The organism is Georhizobium profundi (assembly GCF_003952725.1).
GTDB classification, from domain to species: Bacteria; Pseudomonadota; Alphaproteobacteria; order Rhizobiales; family Rhizobiaceae; genus Georhizobium; species Georhizobium profundi.
The window spans coordinates 2855108-2881918 of the sequence record NZ_CP032509.1 but is presented as its reverse complement, the minus strand read 5'-3'; the positions used below and the strand labels follow the sequence as shown (position 1 = coordinate 2881918).

23 protein-coding genes and 2 tRNA genes are annotated in these 26811 nt (G+C 61.9%); 12 read left to right on the top strand and 13 right to left on the bottom strand.

Annotated elements, in window-relative coordinates; genetic code table 11:
* Position 1: 1 nt before the first annotated feature.
* The 6 genes from D5400_RS13790 to D5400_RS13765 all read right to left on the bottom strand — a co-directional run bounded on the left by D5400_RS13790 (position 2) and on the right by D5400_RS13765 (position 6798).
* Positions 2–1381 (bottom strand): MFS transporter, encoded by a 1380-nt coding sequence (locus D5400_RS13790; protein ID WP_126010541.1) that lies wholly within the window; start codon positions 1379–1381, stop codon positions 2–4.
* A gap of 53 nt (positions 1382–1434) precedes the next feature.
* Positions 1435–2688 carry an SAM-dependent methyltransferase gene (locus D5400_RS13785; protein WP_245451560.1) on the bottom strand — a complete coding sequence of 418 codons (1254 nt, stop codon included), beginning with the start codon at positions 2686–2688 and terminating at the stop codon, positions 1435–1437.
* Between the two features lie 147 nt (positions 2689–2835).
* Positions 2836–3681, bottom strand: a complete 846-nt coding sequence (locus D5400_RS13780) for a DUF1365 domain-containing protein (protein ID WP_126010539.1) — start codon at positions 3679–3681, stop codon at positions 2836–2838.
* Between the two features lie 9 nt (positions 3682–3690).
* Positions 3691–5061 (bottom strand): NAD(P)/FAD-dependent oxidoreductase, encoded by a 1371-nt coding sequence (locus tag D5400_RS13775; RefSeq protein WP_126010538.1) that lies wholly within the window; start codon positions 5059–5061, stop codon positions 3691–3693.
* Entirely contained in the window at positions 5058–6548 is a 1491-nt protein-coding gene (locus D5400_RS13770; protein WP_126010537.1) for a cryptochrome/photolyase family protein, read from the bottom strand. The genes D5400_RS13775 and D5400_RS13770 overlap by 4 nt, the downstream gene beginning before the upstream one ends.
* A 175-nt stretch (positions 6549–6723) precedes the next feature.
* A tRNA-Asn gene (locus D5400_RS13765) sits at positions 6724–6798 on the bottom strand.
* Positions 6799–6991: 193 nt separating this feature from the next.
* Here D5400_RS13765 and D5400_RS13760 point away from each other — a divergent pair.
* Together D5400_RS13760 and D5400_RS13755 are read left to right on the top strand one after the other, a co-directional pair.
* Complete coding sequence (locus tag D5400_RS13760) at positions 6992–7294, top strand: hypothetical protein (RefSeq protein WP_126010536.1); 303 nt, start codon at positions 6992–6994, stop codon at positions 7292–7294.
* A 130-nt stretch (positions 7295–7424) separates the two neighbouring features.
* Entirely contained in the window at positions 7425–8345 is a 921-nt protein-coding gene (locus D5400_RS13755) for an alpha/beta hydrolase (protein WP_126010535.1), read from the top strand.
* 57 nt (positions 8346–8402) lie between these two features.
* Here the strand turns inward: D5400_RS13755 and D5400_RS21190 are convergent, their stop codons facing one another.
* The 4 genes from D5400_RS21190 to minC form a co-directional block, all read right to left on the bottom strand.
* A complete protein-coding gene (locus D5400_RS21190; RefSeq protein ID WP_164527894.1) occupies positions 8403–8579 on the bottom strand; it encodes a hypothetical protein in 177 nt (58 codons plus the stop codon).
* Between the two features lie 83 nt (positions 8580–8662).
* A complete protein-coding gene (gene minE / locus D5400_RS13750; RefSeq protein WP_126010534.1) occupies positions 8663–8929 on the bottom strand; it encodes a cell division topological specificity factor MinE in 267 nt (88 codons plus the stop codon).
* On the bottom strand, positions 8926–9741 hold the full coding sequence (gene minD, locus D5400_RS13745) for a septum site-determining protein MinD (protein WP_126010533.1): 816 nt from the start codon (positions 9739–9741) through the stop codon (positions 8926–8928). The genes minE and minD overlap by 4 nt, the downstream gene beginning before the upstream one ends.
* Positions 9742–9770: 29 nt before the next feature.
* Entirely contained in the window at positions 9771–10514 is a 744-nt protein-coding gene (minC, locus tag D5400_RS13740; protein ID WP_126010532.1) for a septum site-determining protein MinC, read from the bottom strand.
* A 420-nt stretch (positions 10515–10934) separates the two neighbouring features.
* On the opposite strand from minC, the gene D5400_RS13735 reads away from it, so the two are divergent.
* The 8 genes from D5400_RS13735 (at position 10935) to D5400_RS13700 (ending at position 21829) form a co-directional block, all read left to right on the top strand.
* Positions 10935–11008 (top strand) — tRNA-Cys (locus tag D5400_RS13735).
* A 163-nt stretch (positions 11009–11171) separates the two neighbouring features.
* A complete protein-coding gene (locus D5400_RS13730) occupies positions 11172–11846 on the top strand; it encodes a protein-L-isoaspartate O-methyltransferase family protein (RefSeq protein WP_425364881.1) in 675 nt (224 codons plus the stop codon).
* A 157-nt stretch (positions 11847–12003) separates the two neighbouring features.
* Complete coding sequence (locus D5400_RS13725) at positions 12004–13350, top strand: TolC family outer membrane protein (protein ID WP_126010531.1); 1347 nt, start codon at positions 12004–12006, stop codon at positions 13348–13350.
* Between the two features lie 155 nt (positions 13351–13505).
* Positions 13506–14282, top strand: coding sequence for a PopZ family protein (locus D5400_RS13720; RefSeq protein WP_126010530.1), 777 nt, complete (start codon positions 13506–13508; stop codon positions 14280–14282).
* A gap of 152 nt (positions 14283–14434) precedes the next feature.
* Positions 14435–17341, top strand: a complete 2907-nt coding sequence (locus tag D5400_RS13715) for a valine--tRNA ligase (RefSeq protein ID WP_126010529.1) — start codon at positions 14435–14437, stop codon at positions 17339–17341.
* Positions 17342–17794: 453 nt separating this feature from the next.
* Entirely contained in the window at positions 17795–19039 is a 1245-nt protein-coding gene (locus tag D5400_RS13710; protein WP_126010528.1) for an OmpP1/FadL family transporter, read from the top strand.
* 266 nt (positions 19040–19305) lie between these two features.
* Positions 19306–21030 carry a dihydroxy-acid dehydratase gene (ilvD, locus tag D5400_RS13705; protein WP_126010527.1) on the top strand — a complete coding sequence of 575 codons (1725 nt, stop codon included), beginning with the start codon at positions 19306–19308 and terminating at the stop codon, positions 21028–21030.
* Between the two features lie 4 nt (positions 21031–21034).
* Complete coding sequence (locus tag D5400_RS13700; RefSeq protein ID WP_126010526.1) at positions 21035–21829, top strand: tetratricopeptide repeat protein; 795 nt, start codon at positions 21035–21037, stop codon at positions 21827–21829.
* A gap of 18 nt (positions 21830–21847) precedes the next feature.
* Here the strand turns inward: D5400_RS13700 and D5400_RS13695 are convergent, their stop codons facing one another.
* The 3 genes from D5400_RS13695 to erpA all read right to left on the bottom strand — a co-directional run bounded on the left by D5400_RS13695 (position 21848) and on the right by erpA (position 23594).
* On the bottom strand, positions 21848–22129 hold the full coding sequence (locus D5400_RS13695) for a hypothetical protein (protein ID WP_126010525.1): 282 nt from the start codon (positions 22127–22129) through the stop codon (positions 21848–21850).
* Positions 22130–22205: 76 nt separating this feature from the next.
* The gene (gene xth / locus D5400_RS13690; protein ID WP_126010524.1) at positions 22206–22988 is read right to left on the bottom strand and encodes an exodeoxyribonuclease III; all 783 of its coding nucleotides are present in this window, start codon (positions 22986–22988) and stop codon (positions 22206–22208) included.
* Between the two features lie 264 nt (positions 22989–23252).
* On the bottom strand, positions 23253–23594 hold the full coding sequence (gene erpA / locus D5400_RS13685) for an iron-sulfur cluster insertion protein ErpA (RefSeq protein WP_126010523.1): 342 nt from the start codon (positions 23592–23594) through the stop codon (positions 23253–23255).
* 142 nt (positions 23595–23736) lie between these two features.
* On the opposite strand from erpA, the gene D5400_RS13680 reads away from it, so the two are divergent.
* Together D5400_RS13680 and argS are read left to right on the top strand one after the other, a co-directional pair.
* Positions 23737–24945, top strand: a complete 1209-nt coding sequence (locus tag D5400_RS13680) for a deoxyguanosinetriphosphate triphosphohydrolase (RefSeq protein WP_126013277.1) — start codon at positions 23737–23739, stop codon at positions 24943–24945.
* Between the two features lie 84 nt (positions 24946–25029).
* Complete coding sequence (gene argS / locus D5400_RS13675) at positions 25030–26784, top strand: arginine--tRNA ligase (RefSeq protein WP_126010522.1); 1755 nt, start codon at positions 25030–25032, stop codon at positions 26782–26784.
* The last annotated feature ends 27 nt before the right edge of the window (positions 26785–26811 follow it).

Genomic DNA, 26811 nt, shown 5'->3' with positions numbered 1-26811 from the left:
CCTAGCTGCTTGTTTCGCCATCGATTGAGGCTCGCAGCTTGGCATGCTCGGCCTCGTCCAGCGGGAAGTTCCACATCAGAAGTACGGCGATCAGCTTCAGTGCGATCGGCACCCAGGCGTAAATGACGGCAAGCGCGAGCAGAGATGTGTCGGTGTTGTTGCCGCTCGCCTGCGGATCAAAGCCGAAGAACGCCAGCGCCGGAAAGATCGTCCCGCCGGCAAGCGCCAGTGACAGCTTGGTGGCGAGGCTCCAGGCCGCGAAGTAGATACCAGACCGCTGCTCGCCCGAGCTTGCCGTATCGACATCGACGACGTCGGCCTGGATAGACGCGGGAATCGTGAGGTCAAAGCCGAGAAAAATCCCCGTTGCGATGCACATCGCGCCAAAGCCGTAGAGTGCCCCTTCCGGTAGCATCGGCGCTACGGCGAAGATCGCGCAATTGATCAGCATCGCCCAGCACCAGGCCCGGTGCTTACCGATTGTGTCGGCGATCTTGAGCGCGATCGGCACCCCGATGACGCCGGAGAGAAAATACAGAAACAGCAACGGGCCGCGTGCCTCGGGCAGACCAAGCCGTTCCGAGACGAAATAGAGGAAGAGCGTTGCCGGAATCCCGTTCGCCAGCCCGTTGATCAGATAGGCGAAGATCAAGCGCAGAAAGGGTTTGTTGTTGCGCAGATGGCCGAGCCCTTTTCGGAAATCGACACGCTGCTTCGTATGTTCTTTCGGCTCCGGAACGATGACAACGGCGATCAAGCCAAAGACCGGCAGCGCAACCGCGATGCCGATGGCGAGAAGCGCGAGCCCATGGACACCTTCGGCAGTGTCGAAGCCGATCGTGAACGGCACCGCGATCGCAATCAGCGTGCCGATCAGAATGAACCCCTCGCGCCACCCGGCAAGACGTGACCTGCCGCGATATCCGCTTGACAGTTCGGCACCCCAGGCTGTCAGGGGAATGACGGATGCGGTGTAGCCGAGCGAGAGCATCATGCCCCAGCCAAGCAGGTAACCCGTGGTGGCGTCGACCGGCGGCCAGAAAAGCATGAAGCCCGACAGTGCCGTCAGCGGCAGGCTGGCCGCAAAAAGCGTGCGCCGCCGGCCGAAACGCGGCCGAAACCGATCCGCCACGAACCCGACCAGCGGATCGTTGACCGCATCGAACAGCCGCATGACGAGGAGGGCGAAGCCGACGCCCGCCAGCGAGAGCCCCAGCGTCTCGGTGTAGAACGTCGGCAGCAGGATATAGAGCGGCAACGTCATGGCCGCGAGGGGAAGCGCCGGCAGCGCATAGGCCGCCAGAATGCGCGCAGGCACCTGGTCGCCATAGGAAGCCGTGCGCGCTGCGCTGGAGGGTTCAGGCTGGCTGCGCTTAGTCATGCGCGCGTCGAAGGGGCAGAGGATCGAAGGCTCATGCCGCTTCTACGTGCTGATCACCGTGCATAGACCACTTGGCGGACATTGATATTTTCCGCCCGGAACCCAGCCTCGCAGTAGAACAGATAGAATTCCCAGAGACGCTTGAACCGCTCGTCGAACCCGAGCGGCCGGATCGTTTCCCAGCGCGCCCAGAATCGCTCGCGCCATTCGGCCAGCGTGCGGGCGTAATCGGCTGCAAAGGCCCGGTTGCCGACGATGGTGAGACCTGCCTCGTCCCCATATGTCCGCAAATGATCGTTGGTCGGCAGCATGCCGCCTGGGAAGACGTAGCGCTGGATGAAATCCGGCTGGCTGCGATACATGGGGAATACCGCGCTCGCGATGGTGATTGCCTGGATGCCGGCCCGACCGCCTTCACGCAGGCAGTCGCGCAGCTTGCCGAAATAGGTCGCCCAGAACTTCTCACCAACGGCTTCAAGCATCTCGATGGAGATGATCCGGTCGTAAACGCCGGTTTCGTCGCGGTAATCCTGAAATTTGAACGTGGCGCGGTCGGAGAGACCGGCCTTCTGGATGCGTTCTTCGGCATAGGCCAGTTGCTCGCGGCTGATCGTCAGGCCCGTGACCTTGCACCCGATCTCACTTGCGGCAAACTCGGCAAACCCGCCCCAGCCGCAACCGATTTCCAGCACATGGTCGTTCGGCCCGATGCCCGTCGCCTCTGCGAGCGCCCGATATTTGGCGGTCTGCGCAGACTGCAGGTCGTTCGCGCCGGTTTGGTAGAGCGCCGACGAGTAGGTCATCGTCGTGTCGAGCCATTCCTTGTAGAAGGCGTTTCCTAGATCGTAGTGGGCGGCAATGTTGCGCTTGGACTGGCTGCGCGTGTTGATGTTCAGCCAATGGCGCAGCTTGTCGAAGAGTTGGAGGATGCCGCGTCCGCCGGTCGCGTATTTCTCGCCAAGATCCATGTTGACGAGGAAGAGCTCGAGGAACGCCGTAACGTCGGGGCTGTCCCAATCATGGTCCATGTAGGATTCGCCAACGCCGATCGTGCCGCGCATGAAGGCGCGCTGCGGAAGGTTCCAGTTGTGCAGGACGACGGTCGCTTCCGGTCCGGGCTTTGCGCCCTCCACACGAAAGGTCCGTGCATCGGGCATGCGGACATTCAGCGCGCCGTAGTTCATGTTGACCAGCGCCTTCAGCGTCACCTGCGCACGCGCCGGCAGCCCTCGCATGAAGGCCGCGACATTGTCGGCCGTCAGCCGCTCGGCGGCTGCGAAGTGATCGTTGGAGAATGTCGCATCCATACTCATGCACGTCCGTCCCAGTGATAGCCGGCTCTTTGAAGCATGACCGGCTTAAAATTGCCCCAACGGGTTCGAGTCTTGATCGTCACGGCGCTGGCAGCCGGTCTTACAAGCATGCGCCGATGAAAAGCCAATCTGTCCTTGCGTTCAAGCGGCGTCATCATCGAAGCTTACGGCGACCGGAGCCGGCCCGCGCGACCGATAGCGGGCGCCTTTCAGCCAGAGCCGAAGCGCCTCGAAATGGATGCCGGCCACGATCTTCAATGTCTGGAACGGCACCCGCAGCAGGCACTCGAGAATCGCTCTCGATGTGAATTCGGTGCGCTCACCGTCGAAGGTTGCGGAGAGAAAAGGACCTTCGCTGTCCGTTTCCAGAATGCGCCACCGCATGGCCTCAGCCGGCGGAAGCATGCGGAAATGGTAGCGCATCTCCATGTCGATGAAAGGCGATACGAAAAATCGCTTGTTCCGCTCCTGACGGATACCGGCGGGGCTCACGTCTCCCGGTTTGCACACGCAGACATAGCTGTGACGCTCGCCGAACGTATTGCGCACTTCATAAATCAGCGCCTTCAATACATCGTACCGGTCGTAGGCGTAGTAGACAGCGAGCGGATTGAACACGCGCCCGAAAACGCGCGGATAGCAGGCAAGCAGAACGCGGTCGGCCTTCTCGGTCAAGCCGGCCTGGCTCAGTAGATGATCGACATAGCTGCGCGCGCTGTCATGCGGGCCGTCGATGTGATCGCTTTCATGAAAGGATGTGATGGCGGCACGGTTCACGCCGAACAGCTTGCTTTGCCGATCGGCGTCGTTCAGCCGGTCGAGATCGATCAGGATGTTGAAGACGCGGTAGGTGAAGCGATGCGGCTTCGGGCGCATGCGTTGATGCATCACGTCGCCCACATAGAGACTGATAGCCGCAGCCGGCGCCGGAAAGGCGATGGCGGCTGAGGCTTGGCTCGTCTCGAAATTGGGTGCGTGCACGGTCATGGCGAAAGCCTATTCCGCAGCTTCGACAAAGTCGACAGAGGGATCCGTTCCCCATGACCGCCAGGGAATTGTCGCGCCCAGCGCTTCGGCCGCCGCAAGCCCCGAAGACAGGCCGTCCTCGTGGAAGCCGTAGCCCGTCCAGGCACCGGCAAACCACGTGTTGGACTGCCCCTGAAGCCCAGCCAACTGCTTCTGGATCTTGACCGCGTCCGCGCCGAACTGTGGGTGGTCATAGGAGAACTCGCCGAAGACCTTTGTCGGATCCGGTTCGCGATCGGGATTGAGCGTCACGAAGAGCGGGCAGGCGGAATCGATGCCTTGAAGGCGGTTCATCCAGTAGGTGACGGCCACGTCGCCTTCGCCGCCATCGACCGACGAGCGCAGATAATTCCAGGATGCCCAGACCTTGCGGCGCTTCGGCATAAGAGCCGGATCGCGATGCAGAACGACGCGGTTTGGCCGATAGGGAATACCCTTGAGCACCTGTCTCTCTGCTTCGCTCGCATCTTGAAGCAACGCGAGCGCCTGGTCGGAGTGCGCCGCGATCACGATGGCATCGAAAACGTCTTCATGGCCCGCAGAATCGCGAACGAAGACCTTGCCACCGGAGCGCCGGACACTGACGGCACCGCAGCCCACGCGCGTCTTGTCCCTCAGTGGAGCGAGCAGGCGCTCGAGATAAGTGCGCGATCCACCCGTGACGGTCCGCCACGGCAGCTGCTGGCTGTATACGAGACGATGATTGTCGAAGAAATTGACGAAATGCTCCGCCGGGAATTCCATCATCTGCTTGGCCGGCGTCGACCAGATCGCGGCCGCCATAGGCACCAGGTAGTTGTTGGTGAAGCCCGGCGAGAAGCGGCGCCAGTTGAGATAATCGCCGATCGAAATGTTGCGCAGATGGCCGTCGGCGCGATCGCGCAGGCACATCTTGTTGAAGCGCAGGATTTCCCGCAGCATCACGAGGAAGGTCGGGCGAAAGAAATTCCGCTTCTGAGCAAAGAGCGTGCGAAAGCTGTCACCGCTCCATTCCAGCTTGCCGTGGTCGAGCGACAGCGAAAAGCTCATATTGCTCTTATGGGTCTCGACGCCGAGATGCTCGAAAAGCGCCTTGAGGTTCGGATAGTTCACCTCGTTATAGACAATGAACCCCGTATCGACGGCGATGGCCTTGCCATCATAGTCGACGTCGACAGTGGCCGTATGTCCGCCGAGACGCGATTCCTTTTCGTAAAGCGTAACGTCGTTGTCGGCGTGTAATGCCCAGGCAGCGGACGATCCGGAGATGCCGGACCCGATCACGGCGATCCGGCGGCGCTGGCCGTTCTCACGGTCGATCGGGACGGCGCCGCGTTCCGGATGAGGCAAGTGAACGGTCATGCTGCTTCCTTGAGTTTCTTGTAGGCGTCGAGAGCGCGCTGGCGCGCTTTCTGATGGTCCACGATCGGGCGCGGGTAATCCTTGCCAAGCGTGATACCCGCGCGGCTCAATACCTCGGTCGGCGCTTCCCAGGGCGTCTGGATGTACTTGTCTGACAGCTTGGCCAGTTCCGGCACGAAGCGGCGCACATAGTCGCCCTTTTGATCGAATTTCGAGCCCTGGAGCATTGGGTTGAAGATGCGAAAATAAGGGGAAGCGTCGGCGCCGGATCCGGCGACCCACTGCCATTGCGCCGCGTTCGAAGCCGGGTCGGCATCGACGAGCGTATCCCAGAACCAGTCCTCGCCAATGCGCCAGTCGATCAGGAGATGCTTGGTCAGGAACGATGCCACGATCATCCGGACCCGATTGTGCATCCAGCCGGTCTGCCAAAGCTGACGCATTCCTGCATCCACGATCGGATAACCCGTCATCCCGCGCTGCCAGGCGCGAAGCGCATCCTTGTCCTGCCGCCACGGCATCGCGTCGAAGGCGGCATTGTAGTTCGCTTCGGCAAGATCCGGCTTGTGAAAGAGCAGGTGGTAGGAAAACTCGCGCCAGACGATTTCCTTGCGATAGGTGGTGCGATCCTCGCTTGCCACTTCCTTCGGGCGGCGGCTCGTCTCGGCCCAGATCTGATAGGGTGTGATTTCGCCGAAGGCGAGGTGCGGCGACATGCGTGACGTTCCGGCACGGTCGGGCAGGTCGCGCCCCTCGGCGTAGGCATCGAAGGGACCTGCGATAAAATCGTCCAGGCATTTCCATGCGCCGGCTTCACCCGGCGTCCAGCTGTCCGCGATTCCCCCCGACCAGTCGGGCTTGGTCGGCAACAGCTTCCAATCGTCGAGCTTGTCTGACGAAAGATCCTTGGCGTTATTTGTGACCTTGCGCGGTGCGCCGATCGGATCGCGCGGCGGCGTTCCGGCATCCAGCGCGCGCCAGAACGGCGTGTAGACCTTGTAATGACCACCGCTGCCCGTCGTCGTTTTGGACGGTTCGTGCAGGAGCTGCCCGTCGAAGCTCTCCACGTGGATGCCGTCATCCTTCAGGGCAGCCTTGAGTTCCGTGTCGATCGCAATGCCCGGAGGGTCGTAGCGGCGGTTCCAGAAGACGCTGTCTGCTTTCGATTCGTCGACGACGGCGCGCACGAGCTTTTCCGACTCGCCGCTTTTCAGGATCAAGGGGATGTTCAGCGCGGCGAGAGATGCCTCCAGCGCGACCAGCGAGTGATGCAGCCACCAGCGGCGGGCGCCACCGAGCTTGCGCGGCGCTCGAGCCGTTTCGTCCAGAATGAAGAGTGCAATGACCGGCGCATCACTGTCCACGGCCTTGGAGAGAGCGAGATTGTCTTTGACGCGCAGATCGTTGCGGAACCACACCACAACAGGTCCGCCGGCATGCGCTCCATCCGTCGCGCCACCATCCTTCTCCCGCGCTTTAGGTGCCATGAAAACGCTTTTCTGTCTGAAACGTCAGAAGGGGAGATCGGACCATCCCCGTGTTGGTGTCGTTACGTCGATACGAACGGAATGGATCAAAGGTTTCAGAGACAAAGCAAGGAGGGCTGCACATGAAAAAGGCCGCTGCCCCGTGAAACGGATGGCAAGCGGCCTTTGACGTGATTGGCTCCCCGGGCCGGATTCGAACCAGCGACCGATCGATTAACAGTCGAGTGCTCTACCACTGAGCTACCGGGGAAAAAACTCGTCTTTTCGTCGAGTTGGCGAGCCTATAACAAATGCCTTTCCCACTTGCAAAGCCGTTTCCAGAAAAAAGTGCTCCGTCTTGCACATTCATCGCAGAGTGCCCACTTCTCAACACCGAGGCGCCTGGGGGCGACCGTTGCGAGGTGGCGTTGCCAGCCGTGTCCGAAACCAATCCTGAAAGCAAAATGGCATCCGAAAGCCGTTTCCGGTTCGATCCCGTGACTCGCACGATCCACATCCTCGGGCGCCGGATCAGCCTGCCGCAATCGCGTGGTGCACGCATAGCGCTCGGTATTGCCCTGATTTTCGGAGGGATCTTTAGCTTCCTGCCGATTCTCGGCATCTGGATGCTGCCGCTCGGCCTGTTGGTCCTGTCGCAGGATTTTGCCTTCGTGCGCCGCTGGCGCCGGTCGGGCTCGGTCTACTACGGCCGGCGCTGGGGCCGGAAGCCCAAGGCGCCAGCTGGTCAGGACCATCCCGAGCATTGAGCGTGTTGGCGTGCGCCAAAGCGTCGTTGGTGATGAACGCCATTGCCACGTTCCAGCCAAATCGCGCTGCTTGATGTGGGGTGAACGAATCGAAAGATGACGCCTCCAGCAAGGGCACGCGCACTTCCCAATGACTGTTTCGACCGACCGCTCCGGCACGGGGATGATGCGCAAGATGGCAATCGGGCTTGTATTGGCTTCCACGCTGTTGGCCGCGACGTTCGGCGTCGCCACGACCATTCCCGAGCACATCCTTTTTCGCCAGCGGACGCTCTTCAACTTGCTGGAACTCGACAGCCGGCTTGCCGTCCAGCCGCTCGATTACGAGACCCATGACGGCCTGACGATCCGCGCCTGGTATCTGCCTGCCGTCCCGGGCAAACCCACCATCGTCTACTTCGCCGGCCGGGAAGGCGACCTGGTTCGAAAGCCGCGGCATCTCTATGAGCTCGCGGAGGAAGGCTACGGCCTGATTCTCGCGGGATACAGGGGGTATGGCGGCAATCCGGGCCGGCCGCGCGAGGGCAACATGTATCGCGATGCTGCCGCGATGCTCGATCAGGCGGAGCAGGCGGGCCTCGCCCGGGACGGCTTCGTGCTCTACGGCTACTCGATGGGTTCGGGGATCGCTACCAACGCGGCGGTGCAGATCGAGCCCCGCGCGCTGATCCTGGAAGCGCCGATGACCAGTTTTCCGGAAGCTGTTCGCCAGCAGGTTGCCCGCGTGCCGAATTGGGTGGTGCGCACCAAGTTCGACAATGTTGCGCGGCTTGCGGAACTCAAGGTTCCGGTTCTGATCGTTGCCGGTGAACAGGATCCGGTGACGCCGGCTAGGTTTGCGACCATGCTGGCATCTGCAAACGATCAGTTTGCGACGGCTGTCATCGTGCCGACTGCAAACCACGTGAACATCATCCGGCTGGGCGGACGGCAGGCGATCGCTGCTTTCATGGAGCAGTTTGACGGGAGCGGCATCCTCGCCTCGTTGTCGGCGCTCGGTGATCAAGCGAGCGACATCGCCGACCAGATTCTGCCGACCATGGACGACTGACCAGCGCTGCTTGAAGGCATTCGCTGGCTCGAAACGTCAGATCGACGATCGCGATGGTCAGCCGGCCTGGCTGACCACTCGCTCATGCACGCCGGCCACTTCTTCGCATACGCGCACATGTTCGATGAGTGCATCCATGGTCAGGCAGGCGCTGATCGTACGGATGTCACGGTTTTGAAACTTCGGCAGCCGCTGAAGCTCTTTCAAACGTTCGAGAAGGGCCACTCGTGTCATGTTGGGTCTCCTTATCGTCTGGAGCCGGCGGCCGAGATCAGCCACCGGAGCTTTCGATGCCGGCATTTGCACCGGCCAGGTCGTCAGGCAGCGCGAACGCCAGCCGACAGCGGTATTTCGATGTCCACCTCGAGCGTCGAGACCGAGTCGCCCCGGTCCATCTTCACGAGAACCTTGTCGCGATCGACCTGTACGTGCTTCGCGATCACCGCCAGGATTTCCTCGCGAAGGACCGCCACCAGATCGGAATGGCCGACCGTGGTGCGCTCATGGGCCAGGAGGACCTGCAGACGCTCGCGCGCTTTCGGCGCCGAGGTCGTTTGTCGATTGAAGAAGCTGAAGAGGCTCATGCGGCCCTCCTTCCGAAAATCTTCTCGAACAGCCCGCGCTTTTCGCCCGGGATGGTCATCGCCACCTGTTCGCCGGCAAGACGACGAGCCGCATCGTGATAGGCAATAGCGGCAGCACCACGGCCTTCGGCAAGCGTCACCGGCGAACCGATGTTGGAGGCACGAAGCACATCCATGCTTTCGGGAATGATGCCGAGAAGCGGGATAGAGAGAATCTCCAGAACATCGTCGACCTTCAGCATGTCGCCACGCTCGGCGCGAACCGCATCGTAACGCGTGAGAAGCAGATGTTTCTCGACCCGCTCGCCGCGTTCGGCTTTCGCCGTCTTGGCGTCGAGAAGGCCGATGATGCGATCCGAATCGCGCACCGACGACACTTCCGGATTGGTGACGACGACGGCGATGTCGGCATGACGCATGGCGAGCGTCGCGCCACGTTCGATGCCTGCGGGGCTGTCGCAGATGATCCAGTCGAACTGCTGACGAAGCTCGGCCATGACCTTCTCCACGCCCTCGGACGTGAGATTGTCCTTGTCGCGCGTCTGCGAGGCAGGCAGCAGGTGAAGGGTATCCAGGCGCTTGTCGCGGATGAGTGCCTGCGACAGCTTCGCATCGCCCTGGATCACGTTGATCAGGTCATAGACGACGCGTCGCTCGGCGCCCATCACCAGATCGAGGTTGCGCAGGCCGACGTCGAAATCGACGACGACGGTCTTCTCATTCCTTTGCGCAAGTGCTGCGCCGAGCGCGGCGGTCGAAGTCGTCTTGCCGACCCCGCCTTTGCCCGATGTCACCACGATAACTTTAGCCATATCTCTCTCCTGTCCTGGCCGCCCCCGGCTCAAATGAGTTTTTCTGCCATGATCGCGTCGCCTTCCAGCCAGAGCTGAACGGCCTCGCCACGCAATCCAGGCTGCATGTCTTCCGCTGTCTTGTACAAACCGTCGATTGCCAGAAGCTCGGCTTCGAGCTTGCGGCAGAAGATGCGCGCCGATGCATTGCCGATCGAACCGGCAAGCGCACGGCCGCGCAGTGTTCCGTAGACGTGGATCGAACCACCCGCGACGACTTCCGCGCCGGAGGCGACCGATCCGATGATGGTCACGTCGCCTTCCGGGAAGATCACCGACTGGCCCGAGCGCACCGGCTCGTGAATGATGATCGACGGCATGGCACGCATGACTTGCGGCGCGCTGACCGGCTGCGGCTTGCTGCTCGCCGCGGATTTTTCCGGCGCCGCGGTATCGGCTTCCGGCTCGTCGAAATCGGGAGCAGGGCGTCCGCCGCGCATTGCCGGTGGCATGCCGCTCGTCAGTTGAGACGGACGCGCGCCCTCGATGCCCATGACCCGTACATTGCGCTCGGAAAGCGCGTCGATCAGCGATTTCAGTTCGTGCTTGTCGACGTCGAGATCCTCGACATCCAGCACAACCGGGCGACCGAGAAAGAAACCCGCCGAGCGGTGCGCAAGGTCGTCCAGGCGGGCAAGCCAGCCGTCCAAAGGCAGTTCCGGCGACAGGACGAGCGCCAGAAAGGAACGGCCTTTGAGCCTGATGGGACGGGTGTCGGTTAGCACTTTGGTCATCTACGTTAAAAATCCATTGCCAATCGATAGGCGTGCGTTGGTTAACCAACCGTTAACCGAGCTTGCCTGTGCGAAGCTGGAGCGAGGCTGGTGGCCTGTTCCAAATCGGCACGGCGCTCGGACCTGGTCGTCCGGCGAAGCGATGCCGAGACTGTCCTTCACGGCAGGGGCTCGCGAGACGACGAATCGCGACTCACTGAAGCCCCAGTCGACCTGCAAAGCTGGGCAAAGACGTGTCCGTTGGTGCTTGCGGCCAGTGGATCCCCCGTTTCTTCTCGGCACCATGACGGACGCAGCGTGTGCGCCTGCGATGGAATTCGCGGTGGCAGCCAAAAAACGCACCATTGCCGTACGCCCTGCTTGAACTGTGGGGGAATTCATTCTAATGCCCTCAGCCGTCGGCAGCGCTTGCCGATACGAGGCCTCGTGGCGGAGTGGTTACGCAGAGGACTGCAAATCCTTGTATCCCGGTTCGATTCCGGGCGAGGCCTCCAATCTTTCGATCCCAGCAAGAGCAGTCCTGCCGAATGCAGCGCTTGTGCGTGTACAGGCGAGGGCGGTTCTTTGTCTTTGCCATTCGCGCAGCGACGGTTTATCGAAGCGACGGGCAGCGCTTGCAGCGGTGCCGACGGGGATATGCAGGAGTTTTCCAGTCCGATGACGATCGATTACGCTCAGGCTCGTGCCAAGATGGTCGACTGCCAAATCCGCACCATGGATGTCACGCAACATGCGGTGCTTGCGGCCTTCTCGGAGGTGCCGCGCGAGGCTTTCGTGCCGGCCAAGTTCGTGCAGCTTGCCTATATCGATGACGATCTGCTCGTAAAGGAAGGCAAGGACGGTGCGCCCGATCGCTTCATGATGGAGGCCGGCCAGCACGCCCGTCTCGTTCAGCTTGCGGAAATCACGCCGAACGACGTCGTCCTGGAGATCGGATGTGCGACCGGCTACGGCGCTGCGATCCTATCGCGTCTTGCCGGTTCGGTCGTCGCACTGGAATCGGATCCTGAACTTGCCGAGGAAGCCAGCGCGAAGCTCGCCGAGCTTGGCTTCGACAATGTTGCGGTCGTGCAGGGTGACCTAGCAGCCGGTTATCAGGACGAAGCGCCTTACGACGCCATCATCTTTTCCGGCGCCGTGGAGGTTTTTCCTCAGGCGATTTTGACTCAGTTGCGCGATGGTGGTCGGCTCGTCGTGGTCGAGGGAACGGGCAACGCCGCGCGCGCCAAACTCTATATACGCGAAGGCGAATTTACGGCGCAGCGGACCGTCTTCAACTCGGCCGTGAAGCCGCTGCCCGGTTTCTCCAAGGCGCCTGAATTCGTGTTTTGATCGGTTGAATGGCGCTGTTGCGATCCGGCAACGCGCCGCCGCATACTTGGCGTAAGCTTGCCTGTGTACTTGTCTCTAATAGACGGCGGCGCGATAAGCGTCGAACGGACACGATTCATCATCGTGATCGCGATGTATTTTGACTAAGGAGTTCGTCATGGCGCGTTACCGCAAATGGCTTTCGACATTCGCGCTTGCGTCTATCATGGCCTTCTCCCCTACGATCTCCATGGCCGAAACGATCCTCGGCGCCATGGCCAAGGCCTACGAGAACAATCCTGATCTGAACGCGGCCCGTGCCGGCCTCAGGGCGACCGACGAGGGCGTCGCGATTGCCCGGTCGGGATATCGCCCCCGCATCGCCGCGCAACTCGATGTGTCGGCCACCGAGACCTCGTCCAGTTTTGGCGATGGCACCGATGCGGCACTCGGACTGTCCGTTTCGCAGACCCTTTTTGACGGTTTCCAGACGCGCAATGCCGTTCTCGGCGCGCAGTCGGATGTGTTCGCGGGCCAGGAAGGGCTTCGCAGCACCGAGCAGGATATCCTGCTGTCGGCGGCGCAGGCATTCATGAACGTCGTGCGTGACCGCCAGATCGTTCAAATCCGTCGCCAGAACCTCGAATTCCTCAACGAGCAGCTGAATGCTGCCCAGGCGCGTTTCGATGTGGGTGAAGGCACCCGCACCGATGTCAGTCAGGCGCAGGCCTCGCTCGCTGCAGCGGAAGCCGGCCTGGTGGCTGCGCGGGCGCAGGTGAGCTCGTCCGAAGCCGTCTACGTGCAGATCGTCGGCGCGGCACCGCCTGCCTCCATGACGCCCGCTCCTGCCTCTGGCGGCCTGCTGCCGCCCTCGCTCGATACGGCGGTTACATCCGGTCTTGCCGAACACCCGCTGGTCAAGTCCGCTCAATTTCAGATGAACGCTGCCGACTTCTCGGTCAAGCAGGCCGAAGGCGCGCTCCTCCCTGGCGTCAATCTAAGCGGATCGGTCGGCCAGGATCTTCAGAGCGGCGATACGCAGGCGACGATCGGCGCAACGCTCTCGGTGCCGATCTACCAGGGCGGCTTGACGTCGGCCCAGGTGCGCCAGAGCAAGGAACTGCTCGGCCAGGCGCGCATCAATGTCGATGTTGCCCGCAACCAGCTTCGTCAGGCGATCGTCACGTCCTGGACCCAGCTCGAGGCCTCCCGCGCGGCGATCGCCGCGAACCGCGCCCAGCTGAACGCCTCCGACCTCGCTCTCTCGGGCGTCATCGAAGAACGCGATGTTGGACAGCGCACCACGCTCGACGTGCTAAATGCGCAGCAGGACGTGCTTACTGCGCGCGAAACACTGGCTCAGGCCGAGCGCGATGCCATCGTGGCCAGCTATTCGGTGCTGTCCACCACCGGCCGGCTGCTTGTCGGTCGCCTTGGCCTCCAGGTAGCCGAATATCGTCCGGAAGTGCATTACGAGGCTGTCCAAGACAAGTGGTACGGCCTGCGGACCATCGACGGACGCTAGTCCACGCTTCAGTCTCGAAGTTTCTTCTCAGACAAAGTTGTGCATCCCCGGTGGCCCACGGTCACCGGGGATTCTTTTCGTCGCATCAATCGCTTATGATCAAACCGAACGAATCGGGCCCATCAGGCCCGGCAGGCGGCGGTAAGAGGGCAACGATGGTACAGACGAGCGCGGCGCGAGAGCCTTCCATGGAGGAAATTCTGGCCTCCATCCGCCGGATCATCGAGACCAACGATGCGGCGTCGCCGGACCGCGGCGATAGCCGGCCCCAACTCGCTGCCGTGCGCGAGGTGCCTGCTGCGGCGCAGCCTCAGAACATCCAAGCCGACAATCACTCCCAGCCCCAGGCTGCACAATCGGCTGCGGCGGCCCGAACCATTTCGCTTGCCGATGTTGCCGCGCGTCTTCGGTCGGCGCCGGATGCGCAACCGACACCGGCCGCCGCAGCGCCTGCCGTGGAGGAAGAGGTCGCAAGGGCCATGACGGCGGATGGCCTCGAGCGCTTCGACAGCGAAGAGCTGGACGTCGCCGAGGACGATGTCTCGAACGACCACTGGAACCGCTTGGCCGATGAGGATGATTTCGAAGAGCCGGCCGATGGAAGCGACTGGCCGGACCTCGACGCGATCGAGCAGTCTGCCTCCGTTCTTCACCTGCACGAGCATGCTGCAGAAAAGGCGCACGACACGCGCACATCCACGGAGCAGAAGGGCGGCGAGCTCATCTCGAGCGCTGCCGGCGCCAAGGTCGCAGCGGCCTTCGAAGATCTGAACGAAGCGGTCGTGCGCGGCCAGATGCGGTCTTTCGACGACATCGCGGAGGACATGCTGCGTCCGATGCTCAAGGACTGGCTCGACGATAATCTGCCGACGCTCGTGGAGCGCCTCGTGCGCGAAGAGATCGAGCGCGTCGCGAGGGGTGGTCGGCGCTAACTCCCGACGCCGCCTCGAACGCCAACTGACATCGCAAACTGCATCTGCAAGCGGGCAGGCCTGTAGAGCCTCGCTCGGTTGCGCATTTGGTTGACTCGGCGTTGGCCATCCGGTTTACACCGCACCACCAGTTCTCCCCGAAAGCCGCGTTGATGCTTGAAAAAACCTATGATGCACGGGCGATCGAGCCTGAAATTTCCAAGCGTTGGGAAGAGGCCGATGCCTTCCGCGCCGGTGCCGGTGCCAAGGAAGGGGCGGATCCCTACACCATCGTCATCCCGCCGCCGAACGTCACCGGCTCGCTCCATATGGGCCATGCGCTCAACAACACGCTTCAGGATGCGCTGATCCGTTTCGAGCGCATGCGCGGGAAAAACGTGCTGTGGCAGCCGGGCATGGACCATGCGGGCATCGCCACGCAGATGGTCGTCGAGCGCCAGCTGGCCGAGCGCCAGGAGCCGAACCGCCGCGCCATGGGCCGCGACGCGTTCGTCGACCGCGTCTGGCAGTGGAAGGACGAGTCCGGCGGGATGATCATGAACCAGCTGAAGCGCCTCGGCGCATCGGCGGATTTCTCGCGCGAACGGTTCACCATGGACGAGGGCCTGTCCAAGGCAGTCCTGGAAGTGTTCGTCACGCTCTACAAGGAAGGCCTGATCTATCGCGGCAAGCGGCTGGTCAATTGGGACCCGAAATTCGAAACTGCGATTTCGGATCTAGAAGTCGAGAATCGCGAAGTCGAAGGCCACATGTGGCACTTCAAGTATCCGCTGGCCGGCGGAGAAACCTACGAATATGTCGAGCGCGATGCCGACGGAAACGTCGTGCTCAGCGAGACCCGCGATTATATCGCAATCGCGACAACGCGCCCGGAAACGATGCTCGGCGACGGTGCCGTCGCTGTTCATCCATCGGATGAACGTTACGCGCCGATCGTCGGAAAGCTTTGCGAAATTCCCGTCGGGCCCAAAGAGCACCGCCGCCTGATCCCGATCATCACCGACGAGTATCCCGACAAGGATTTCGGTTCCGGTGCAGTCAAGATCACCGGTGCGCACGACTTCAACGACTACGCTGTCGCCAAGCGCAACGACATCCCGCTCTACCGCCTCATGGACCTGACGGCTTCGCTGCGCACCGACGGCGAGGACTACGCGACCTGCGCCGCTCAGGCTGCTGCAATCGTCCGTTCGGGCGAACTGCCTGACGAAGCGGCCATCGACGAGATCAATCTCGTTCCCGACGAATACCGAGGTCTCGATCGCTACGCTGCGCGTGAAAAGATCGTTCAGGCGATCAAAGCGGAAGGCCTTGCGGTCATGACGACCGATGTCGAGGGCAACACCGTGCCCTTGGTCGAGACCAAGATGATCATGCAGCCCTTCGGCGATCGCTCCGGCGTCGTCATCGAGCCGATGCTCACCGACCAGTGGTTTGCCGATGCCGCGACATTGGCAAAGCCCGCCATTGCCTCTGTCCGCGAAGGCCGCACCAAGTTCGTTCCGAAGAACTGGGAAAAGACCTATTTCGAATGGATGGAAAACATCCAGCCCTGGTGCATCTCGCGCCAGCTGTGGTGGGGTCACCAGATCCCGGCCTGGTATGGGCCTGATGGCACCGTTTTCGTCGAAAAGACGGAAGAAGAGGCGCTCCACGCCGCCATCCAGCACTACATTTCGCATGAAGGCCCGTGGAAGGCCTGGATCGAGGAGAAGCTTGAAACCTACAAGCCCGGCGAGATCTTGACTCGCGACGAGGACGTGCTCGACACGTGGTTCTCCTCCGCGCTGTGGCCGTTCTCCACGCTCGGCTGGCCCGACAAGACGAAGGAACTCGACACCTATTACCAGACCGACGTCCTCGTCACCGGGTTCGACATCATCTTCTTCTGGGTCGCCCGCATGATGATGATGGGTCTGCATTTCATGGACGAAGAGCCGTTCCACACGGTCTATGTCCATGCGCTCGTTCGCGACAAGAACGGCGCGAAGATGTCGAAGTCGAAGGGCAACGTCATCGATCCGCTCGAACTCATCGACGAATATGGCGCCGACGCGCTGCGCTTCACGCTGGCGATCATGGCGGCTCAGGGCCGCGATGTGAAACTCGATCCGGCCCGTATCGCCGGCTACCGGAACTTCGGCACCAAGCTCTGGAATGCCACCCGCTTTGCCGAAATGAACGGCGCCATTCATGGCGGGGATTTTGATCCGGAATCGGCAAAGCTTCCGGTCAATCGCTGGATCCTGACCGAACTCACCCGGACCGCGCGTGAGATGACGCGCGCGATGGAAGAATACCGCTTCAACGAAGCCGCCGCGAGCGCCTACCGGTTCGTCTGGAACCAGGTTTGCGATTGGTATCTGGAGCTTCTGAAGCCTGTCTTCATGGCCGGCAGCGCGGACGAACAGGCCGAGGCGCGCGCCTGTGCCGGCTTCGTGCTCGATTCCATCTACCGCCTGCTGCACCCGTTCATGCCGTTCATGACGGAAGAGCTGTGGCGGGTAACGGCCACGGGCGAGGGCCGTGCAACGCTTTTGTGCCACGCCGAATGGCCGAATCCGGACTTCGCCGACGAAGCGGCAGCCGGCGAACTCAACTGGCTGGTCGATCTCGTCACCGGCATCCGATCGGCTCGTTCCGAGATGAACGTTCCGCCTTCGGCAACGGCGCCGCTCGTCGTAGTCGGTGCCTCCGCCGACACCGTTTCGCGGCTGGAACGTCAGCGCGACGCCATCGGCCGTCTGGCGCGTGCCACGTCGATCGATCACGCAGAGGCCCCACCTCGCGGTGCCGCCCAGATTGTCGTGGGTGAAGCGACCTATTGCCTGCCGCTCGGCCAGTTGATCGACGTGGAGGCTGAAAAGGCCCGCCTCGACAAGGCGATCGGCAAGGTCGATGCGGATCTCGCCAAGATCGGCGGCAAGCTGTCGAACGAGAAGTTCGTTGCCAATGCCAAGCCCGAAGTGGTCGAAGCCGAGCGCGAGAAGCTTGCCGAACTCGAAGCCCAGCGTGCCGGGCTGGTCGCGGCCCGCGAGCGGATCGCAGCGGCCGACTGAGGATTCGGAAGGCGCGGACCGCAAGGAACCGCGCCTCCACGTCGCAGAGCGTGATCACTGCACCGCTCTGCCCATTGGCCTGGATGGCCTGGTTCATTCAATGTGAATCACTCGGGACCGTTGCCGGGAACCGGCGGCATCCGCTTCTTGCAGGACCTTACGTAAGGGCAGATCACGTCAGGAACGACGGATGGATTGCTTTGCGGCGGAATGTTGCGCAACAGCAACAAATCGCGGTGCAAGGCCGAAATTTGTCTCAAATCGGGCCGTTCGTGCCTCAATCCGGTTGAAATCCCGTCGCGATCACCCAATGGAGCGCGAAAAGCGAGCGCTTTTGAACCGCGTGTGTGCGCTTAGAAGAAATCGCCCAAATCGTACATATTGCCATTCCGCCGCGAACAAGTACCCATTCCAGCACGCTCGTTTGACTAGACTGATCGGGGAGGGGTTACCATGAAGCGTGCACTACTTATTTCGACGGCTCTTGGCGTCGCATTGTCAGCCAGCCAGGCTTTCGCCGGCGGCCTGGAACGCGGCGGCTACAACATCGATCTCCTGTTCGATCCGAGCGACTACGCAGCCGACGCCAGCGTGACCTACGTCATGCCGAAGCGCGATCTCGAAAACGTCCGCGACATCAATCCGGCCAACGGCGTTGGCTCGAACGGCATCGGTGGCGGTCGGAGCAGCGGCGTTCGTGACACCGAAAGCTATGCCGTCCCGCGCGTCGGCTTCAAGGCCGGTTTCGCCGAAGCGGCAGACTGCCTCGTGCAGTACTCCCAGCCATGGGGTGCCCACTCGAACCCGGGTGCTGACTGGGTTGGCGCGAACTCGAACATCGAGACCAAGATCGACAGCCACAGCGCCGACTTTACCTGTTCCTATCGCTTCGCGGTCGGTCCCGGCCAGTTCCGCATCATCGGCGGTGGCTACTACCAGGAAGTCGAAGGCTTCAAGGAGCGTCTCGTCGCTCCGGTTCCTCTGCTCGCACCTGGTGCCGGCAGCGGCGTCGGTCGTCTGGATCTCGAAGGCAATGGCTGGGGCTATCGCGTCGGCGCCGCCTATGAGATGCCTGAGATCGCCCTTCGCGCGAGCCTCGTCTACAACTCCGAAGTCGATCTCGGCGACGTCACCGGCACGCTCGATCTGCGTCAGGTCCCCGGTGCCATCAATCCGGCAAACCCATTTCTCGGTCGCGTAACGGACGTGTTCGGCACGGCCACCATGCCTCAGAGCGTCGAGCTCAAGGTACAATCGGGCATCGCGCCAGGCTGGCTCGCCTTCGGTAGTGTGAAGTGGGTCGACTGGAGCGTTCTTCAGACGCTGCCGTTCTGCCCCACCGCTTTCAGCGCTGTCCCCTGCACCGCGGGTGGCCCGACGCAGGCGACCTCGCTTGAGCTGCTCTACCAGGATGGCTGGACGGTGTCGGCCGGCATAGGTCACAAGTTCTCCGAGACGATCAGCGGTGCTGCGTCGCTCACCTGGGATCGTGGCACGGCAACGACGCTCGGCACCCAGACGGACACTTGGACGGTGTCCGGCGGCCTGTCCTACACGCCAAGCGAGATGGTGGAACTGCGCTTCGGCGGCGCGCTGGGCGTGCTGACCTCCGGATCGTCCATCGACGACGATGTCGCCTACGATTTCGGCAATGATTTCGTTGGTGCGATCCAGGCCGGCGCCCGCATCCGGTTCTGATACGACCTTCAAGTGTTGACTGCGAAACCCGGCGCATGCGCCGGGTTTTTTTGTGCTTTGCTCTAAGTCTATTGCGCGCCGCTACTCTCACTTTGTTGCAATGTGGCGCTTTGGTCACAGTCGTGGGCAGACAAGTTTGCTAACCATTCCTCGGGCATAATCTGCCCCTGTGCCGCCACAAACCGGCGGCAGTTGGAGGGGGCTCGAAGGGGGACCGCAATGATCGCGGAGTTCGAGCGAGAGAGAGTGCCGGGGTCGGGTCATTCATGGACGTCAAGTCGTTCGACAAATCGAAACTTCCGAGCCGTCATACGACGGTAGGTCCGGCGCGGGCTCCGCACCGGTCATATCTTTACGCCATGGGTCTCTCGGCTGAAGAGATCAACCAGCCGCTCGTGGGCGTCGCCAGCTGCTGGAACGAGGCAGCGCCGTGCAACATCTCGCTGATGCGCCAGGCGCAAGTTGTGAAGAAGGGCGTTGCCGCCGCCCGGGGTACCCCGCGAGAATTCTGCACCATCACCGTCACCGATGGCATCGCCATGGGCCACCAGGGCATGAAGGCGTCGCTGGTTTCCCGCGACGTCATCGCCGACAGCGTCGAGCTGACCATGCGCGGCCATTGTTACGATGCCATCGTCGGTCTTGCCGGTTGCGACAAGTCGCTGCCCGGTATGATGATGGCGATGGTCCGTCTCAACGTGCCCTCGATCTTCATTTATGGCGGATCGATCCTCCCTGGCTCGTTCCGCGGCCGCCAGATCACCGTTCAGGACGTCTTCGAGGCCGTGGGCCAGCACTCAGTCGGTGCCATGTCCGACGAAGACCTGCTCGAGATCGAACAGGTCGCCTGTCCCTCAGCCGGTTCCTGCGGCGCGCAGTTCACGGCCAACACGATGGCCACCGTCGCCGAGGCGATCGGTCTGGCGCTGCCCTATAGCTGCGGCGCACCGGCGCCATACGAAATCCGCGACCGCTTCTGCTACGCCTCGGGCGAGAAGGTGATGGAACTCATCGCCCGCAACATCCGTCCGCGCGACATCGTGACGAAGAAGGCGCTGGAGAATGCTGCAGCCGTGGTTGCCGCAACTGGCGGGTCCACCAACGCCGCACTGCATCTGCCAGCCATTGCGCATGAATGCGGCATCGAGTTCGATCTCTTCGACGTCGCCGAGATCTTCCGTAAGACGCCTTATATCGCCGATCTGAAGCCCGGCGGGCGCTATGTGGCCAAGGACATGTTCGAGGCCGGCGGTATCCCGCTCTTGATGAAGACCATGCTCGAGCACGGCTATCTTCATGGCGATTGCATGACCGTGACAGGCCGCACTATCGCCGAAAACATGGATTATGTCCGCTGGAATGAGCAGCAGGATGTCGTTCGCCCAGCCGACAAGCCCATTACGGCAACGGGCGGTGTCGTGGGGCTACGGGGCAACCTCGCGCCGGAAGGCGCGATCGTGAAGGTTGCCGGCATGACGAACCAGAAATTCTCCGGACCCGCACGCTGCTTCGACAGCGAGGAGGCCTGCTTCGAGGCCGTCGGCCAGCGCGCCTATAACGAAGGCGACGTGATCGTCATTCGCTACGAGGGCCCGAAAGGCGGCCCCGGCATGCGCGAGATGCTGGCAACGACCGCGGCGATCTATGGTCAGGGCATGGGTGACAAGGTCGCGCTTATCACCGATGGCCGTTTCTCGGGTGCGACCCGCGGTTTCTGCATCGGCCATGTCGGACCTGAAGCGGCCGAAGGTGGTCCGATCGGCCTGCTGCGCGATGGCGACATCATCGAGATCGATGCGGTCGCCGGCACGCTGAACGTCCAGCTGACGGACGAAGAACTGAAGGCCCGCGCTGCGGATTGGAGCCCTCGGGAAACGGACTACGCCTCGGGCGTGCTCTGGAAATACGCGCAGACGGTCGGATCGGCGCGCTATGGCGCTGTGACCCATCCCGGCGGCGCAAAAGAAAAACACTGCTATGCGGATATTTGACACCATGCTGCGTCGGTCGCGCCTTTGTCGGTTGATGGGTTTTGTCGCGAGCGTGGCGACGGTCTGCATCGCGGCGACCCCGTCGCGCGCTTTCGACCCCGATGCCGGCGTGACGCGCGAATCCGGTCCGTTCGATCTCTTCCGCTTCGGCTTTTCCGCCTACAAGAACGGCGACAAGGACGACGCCGTCGAAGCGTATCGCTATGCGGCCGAAAAGGGCCATCCCGGTGCCCGTTGGGCGCTCGCCAACATGTACGCCTATGGCGATGGCGTGGAAGAAAACGACTACGAAGCCTTCAAGATCTATAACGAGATCGCAAGGCAGGGCGTCGAGCCGGGGTCGGAAGATCTCGGCTACTTCGTCAACGCCCTCATGTCCCTTGCCGGCTACTACAAGCGCGGCATTCCGGGCAGCCCGGTGGCCGTCGATATGGTGCAGGCCCGCCAGCTCTATTTCCACGCTGCTTCGGCATTCGGCCTCGCCGACGCGCAGTTCGAGCTCGCTCGGCTGATGATGGACGGCTTGGGCGGCGACGACGATGTCCACCAGGCGAAGAAATGGCTGAACCGAGCGGCTCAGACGGGGCACGCGGGCGCTACAGCGCTTTTGGGCCATCAGCTCTTCACCGAAGGGCAGGTCGTCCGTGGCCTGGCTTACATGACGAGCGGCTTGGAACGGGCAGGCGACGCCGAAAAGATCTGGATCCGCACGTTGCAGGAGCAGGCGTTTTCGATCGCAGACGAAAACGACCGTCGCACTGCGATCGCACTGGCTCAGGATCTCATCGCAAGGCAGTAGCCGCTCAGTTGCTCCCGATCAGCACGAGCCGGGCTGGCGCAGCCACGACGTGTTGTTGAGCTCCATGCCGCACAGCGCGTTGTAGCGCTCTCCATTGACCTCCAGGCAAATCGTGCCGCCCTGAGCCACACGCTCACCCTGATGCCGGCATCGCCCGCCACGGCCCATCGCAGGGTCGTCGCCGCGGTCCTGGACCTCGCCCATGGCGCTTTGGCTGGGCCATTCCCGTGATGGCTCCTGCGCGGCTGATCCGGTTGCCATCAGTGCCGATAGTAGAAGAACTCGTCCCAGCGTTTGCATTGCGACACCTCCCGCGCTCCCATCCACAGGATGCGCCGGGTTTGCCCGACAAGCAATGTCGCCGAGCTACAGGTGTTCAGAACGCCAGAACGGCCGCTGCGGGCACGTGGTCCGATGGCTTTTCCCAGCTACGCACCTGCCGGTCGATGTCGGCGGATACGAGCTTTGACGCCGCTTCCGGCGACAGCAGCAGATGGTCGATGCGGATGCCGTTGTTCTTTTGCCATGCGCCTGCCTGGTAGTCCCAGAAGGTGTAGAGGCCCGGCGCATCGCTGACCGCGCGAATTGCGTCGGTCATGCCGAGGTTTTCGAGCATGCGGTAGGCGTTGCGCGTCTCAGGCTGGAAAAGAGCATCGCCGAGCCATGCATCCGCATTGTAGCAGTCGTAGGGCTCCGGAATGACGTTGTAGTCGCCGGCGATCACGATTGGCTCCTCGAGCGCGAGCCGCCCCTCCAGCCAGATGTGAAGCCGTTTCATCCAGGCGAGCTTGTAAGGAAATTTCGGCGTGTCGATCGGATTTCCGTTGGGCAAATAGATGCAAGCGACCCGCACGACGCCGGAGGCGGTGGAAAAGACCGCTTCCATGAAACGCGCGTGGTCGTCCTCGTCGTCACCCGGAAGTCCGCGAAGCACCTCATCGGGTGAAGTGCGCGACAGGATGGCCACACCGTTGAAGCCCTTCTGGCCGTGTGTCTCCACATGGAAGCCGAGCGTCTCGATCTCCAGTCTCGGAAAGTTCTCGTCGACGGATTTGATCTCCTGAAGGCAGATCACGTCCGCATCCGTCTCCTTCAGCCAGGTGAGAAGATTGTCGAGCCGCGCCTTGATTCCATTGATGTTCCAGGTGACGATTTTCATGCCGATGATCTCGCTCGGGTGGAAAGGCGCCGCGAGGCGACGATCGAAGAAATGGCGGCTGTCACCACGGGAAGGAGAACGAGGCTGACGCCGAATGCGAGCAGGGATAGATCATGTGGCTCGTCCGTCAAGGCATGGCGCAGTTCCGTGCCGATGATCACGAGCAATCCCGCTGAGATCATTGCGCCGAGGACGAAGCGCCGCGCGAGCAGCCCAGGCGAATAGCCGACAAGCGCCGGCGGCTGAAACCGGTGCCTCAGCCGTTCAGATCGAGAAGCTGGTGCCGCAGCCACAGGACGCGATCGCGTTCGGATTGCGGATCTGGAAGCTCTGGCCCATCAGATCATCGACAAAATCGATCTCCGAGCCGGCCATGTAGACGAGTGACATGGAATCGATCAGCACTTTGCCGCTCTCGCCGCCAAGAACCAGGTCGTCGTCCTGCTGGTCGTCCACCAGATCGAACTTGTAGGAAAAGCCCGAGCAGCCGCCACCTTCCACCGAGACGCGCAGAGCCGTCTTGGACGGCTCGGCCGCAACGATTTCCGCGACACGCCGGGCGGCAGCCTCCGACAATGTCACTTTCTGGATATCTTGGATGGTCATGATCACTCCGTCGACAGGGCAGCGCGAGAGGCAGCAGAAATTCCTGTAACTATATATCTATAGGTATGAAGCGGGCGAGGGGGCGTCAATGGCGCGCGTCTCGTGCTTCAAACGTGAATGCGGCTTCAAGGGATGGGCGGAGATGCTGGACAAGAGCCTTTTAGGCTACGGATTTTGCGAGCGGGCACCGTATGCGGCAGACCCGGCGGGCACGCGCGGCCGGCTGGTTCCCGAAGAGCAAAGCCGCACCCGCTCCGATTTCCAGCGGGACCGCGACCGCATCATCCATTCCACCGCCTTCAGGCGGCTTGCACACAAGACGCAGGTTTTCGTGGCGCTTGAAGGCGACCACTACCGCACGCGCCTCACACACACGATGGAAGTGGCCCAGATCGCTCGCGGTCTCGCCCGGGCGTTGCGGCTGGACGAGGATCTCGCAGAGGCCGTCGCACTCGTGCATGATTTCGGCCATACGCCCTTTGGCCACACGGGCGAGGATGTGCTCGACGAGGTGCTGGATCACTGCGGCGGCTTCGACCATAACGCGCAGTCGTTGCGCATCGTCACCGCGCTGGAGCGCCGCTACGCAAATTTCGATGGCCTGAACCTCACCTGGGAGACGCTCGACGGCCTGGTCAAGCACAACGGCCCTTTGATTGGCCCGCATGCAAACGGGAAACCGGTGCCGAAGCCGATCCTCGATTTCGACGCCCGCCTCAATCTGGAACTCGACAGTTTCGCATGCCTGGAAGCACAGGTGGCGGCGATCGCCGATGACATCGCCTACAACACCCACGACATCGATGACGGCCTGCGCGCCGGCCTGCTGACACTGGAGATGCTGGAGGAGGTGCCTTTTCTGGCCGACATGCTTGCATCGATGCGGGCGCAGCACCCGAAGCTCGAGGCCGACCGTATCGCCCATGAGATCATGCGCCGGCAGATCACTTCCATGGTCGAGGATGTCATCACCGTCGCCCAAGCCCGCATTGCGGAAGTCAATCCGCAATCGTCCGCCGATGTCCGCGCCGCGGGCCAGGCATTTGCCGTCTTCTCTGATGAAATGGCCGCGACAGACAAGGCTTTGAAACGCTTCCTGTTCGCCAATCTCTATCGCCATCCGGACGTCATGCGGGTCCGCAAGGCGGCGGCGAAGGTGCTGCATGATTTGTTCGACGCCTTGATGGACGATCCGAGCCTGATGAAAGGTCATTTCTGGCAGGACGGCGTCGTCGGGGCATCGGGCGACGACAAGGCGCGCCACGTTGCCGACTATCTGGCCGGGATGACGGACACCTACGCGCTGTCGATGCACCGGCGATTGTTTGACCATACGCCTGAATTGCGTTAGCGCAGGCCCGACTTCCCGCTTCCCCGTCGTGACCGCGTGCGCGCTCTTCAACGCCGTGAACGACCCGTATTTCGGACTGAAACGATGAATCTGTTCAAAGACTTCGAAGGCCGCATCAAGAGTGGGCTTCAAACCCTTGAAGACATTGCAGCTGCCGAAGGTCTGCCGCTCGATCGCATTGCCGTGGAGCCGCCACGCGACACCTCGCATGGCGACGTTGCGACGAATGCGGCGCTGGTTCTCGCCAAGCCGCTGGGCATGAACCCGCGAGCGCTTGCCGAACGCATCGTACCGGTTCTGGAAGCCGACCCCGACATCGCTGCCGTCTCGATCGCGGGGCCTGGCTTCATCAACATGAAGCTGTCGCCGGCCTATTGGCAGAAGCTTCTTGCCTATGTCCTGAAGCAGGGCACCGATTTCGGCCGCTCCGAGCTCGGCGCCGGCAAGGCCGTCAACGTCGAATATGTTTCGGCCAACCCGACGGGCCCGATGCATGTTGGCCACTGCCGCGGCGCCGTCGTCGGCGACACGCTCGCCAACCTGCTTGGCTTTGCTGGCTACGAAGTCACCAAGGAATATTACATCAACGATGCCGGCGCGCAGATCCAGGTGCTCGCCCGTTCCGCCTATCTCCGTTACCTCGAAGCGCTCGGCGAAACGATCGGCGAGATCCCGTCCGGCCTCTATCCGGGCGACTATCTCGTGCCGGTAGGCGAGGCGCTGAAGGCCGAATTCGGCGATGATCTGAAGCATATGCCGGAAGAGGAATGGCTGCCGCTCGTCTCAGATCGCGCGATCGATGCCATGATGGTGATGATCCGCGCCGATCTCGCCCAGCTCAATGTCGTGCACGACGTTTTCTATTCCGAGCGCTCGCTTCATGCCGGGAGTGGCGGCGCGATTCTGTCGGCGATCAACGATCTGACGTTCAAGGGCCACGTCTACAAAGGCACGCTGCCGCCGCCAAAGGGCCAGCTGCCGGAAGACTGGGAAGATCGCGAGCAGACCTTGTTCCGCTCGACCGCTGTCGGCGATGACATCGATCGGCCGCTGGTCAAATCCGACGGAACCTTCACGTATTTCGCCGCCGACGTCGCTTATTTCCGCGACAAGTTCGAGCGCCATTTCGACGAGATGATCTATGTGCTCGGGGCCGACCATGGCGGTTATGTGAAGCGGCTTGAAGCCGTTGCGCGCGCGGTTTCGGAAGGCAAGTCCAAACTGACCGTGCTTTTGTGCCAGCTCGTCAAGCTCTACCGCAACGGCGAGCCCGTCCGCATGTCGAAGCGCTCCGGCGATTTCGTGACGCTGCGTGAGGTGGTCGACGAGGTCGGCCGCGACGCCGTGCGTTTCATGATGATCTATCGCAAGAGCAGCGAGCCGCTCGATTTCGATTTCGCCAAGGTCACCGAGCAGTCGAAGGATAACCCGGTTTTCTATGTGCAGTATGCCCATGCGCGCTGCGCCAGCGTGATGCGGCAGGCGGCGGAGGCCTTTCCCGATGCAGCACTCGACGATGCCGCATTCGCCGAAAATCTCGACCTGTTGACCGACCCAAGCGAATTGCAGCTGATCGGCAAACTCGCCGAATATCCGCGTATGGTGGAAAGCGCCGCCATCGCACAGGAGCCGCACAAGATCGCATTCTACCTCTACGATCTGGCCAGCGAATTTCACGGCCACTGGAACAAGGGGAAGGATTTCCCTGAATTACGCTTTGTTAACGATAAAAATCGAGAATTAAGCTTCGCCAGACTGGGTCTGGTGCGCGCAGTCGCCGCAGTCCTTCGTTCCGGACTGACCTTGACCGGCACTGAAGCACCAGAAGAAATGCGGTAGCAAAGCCACCATTTCCCCACAATAGTC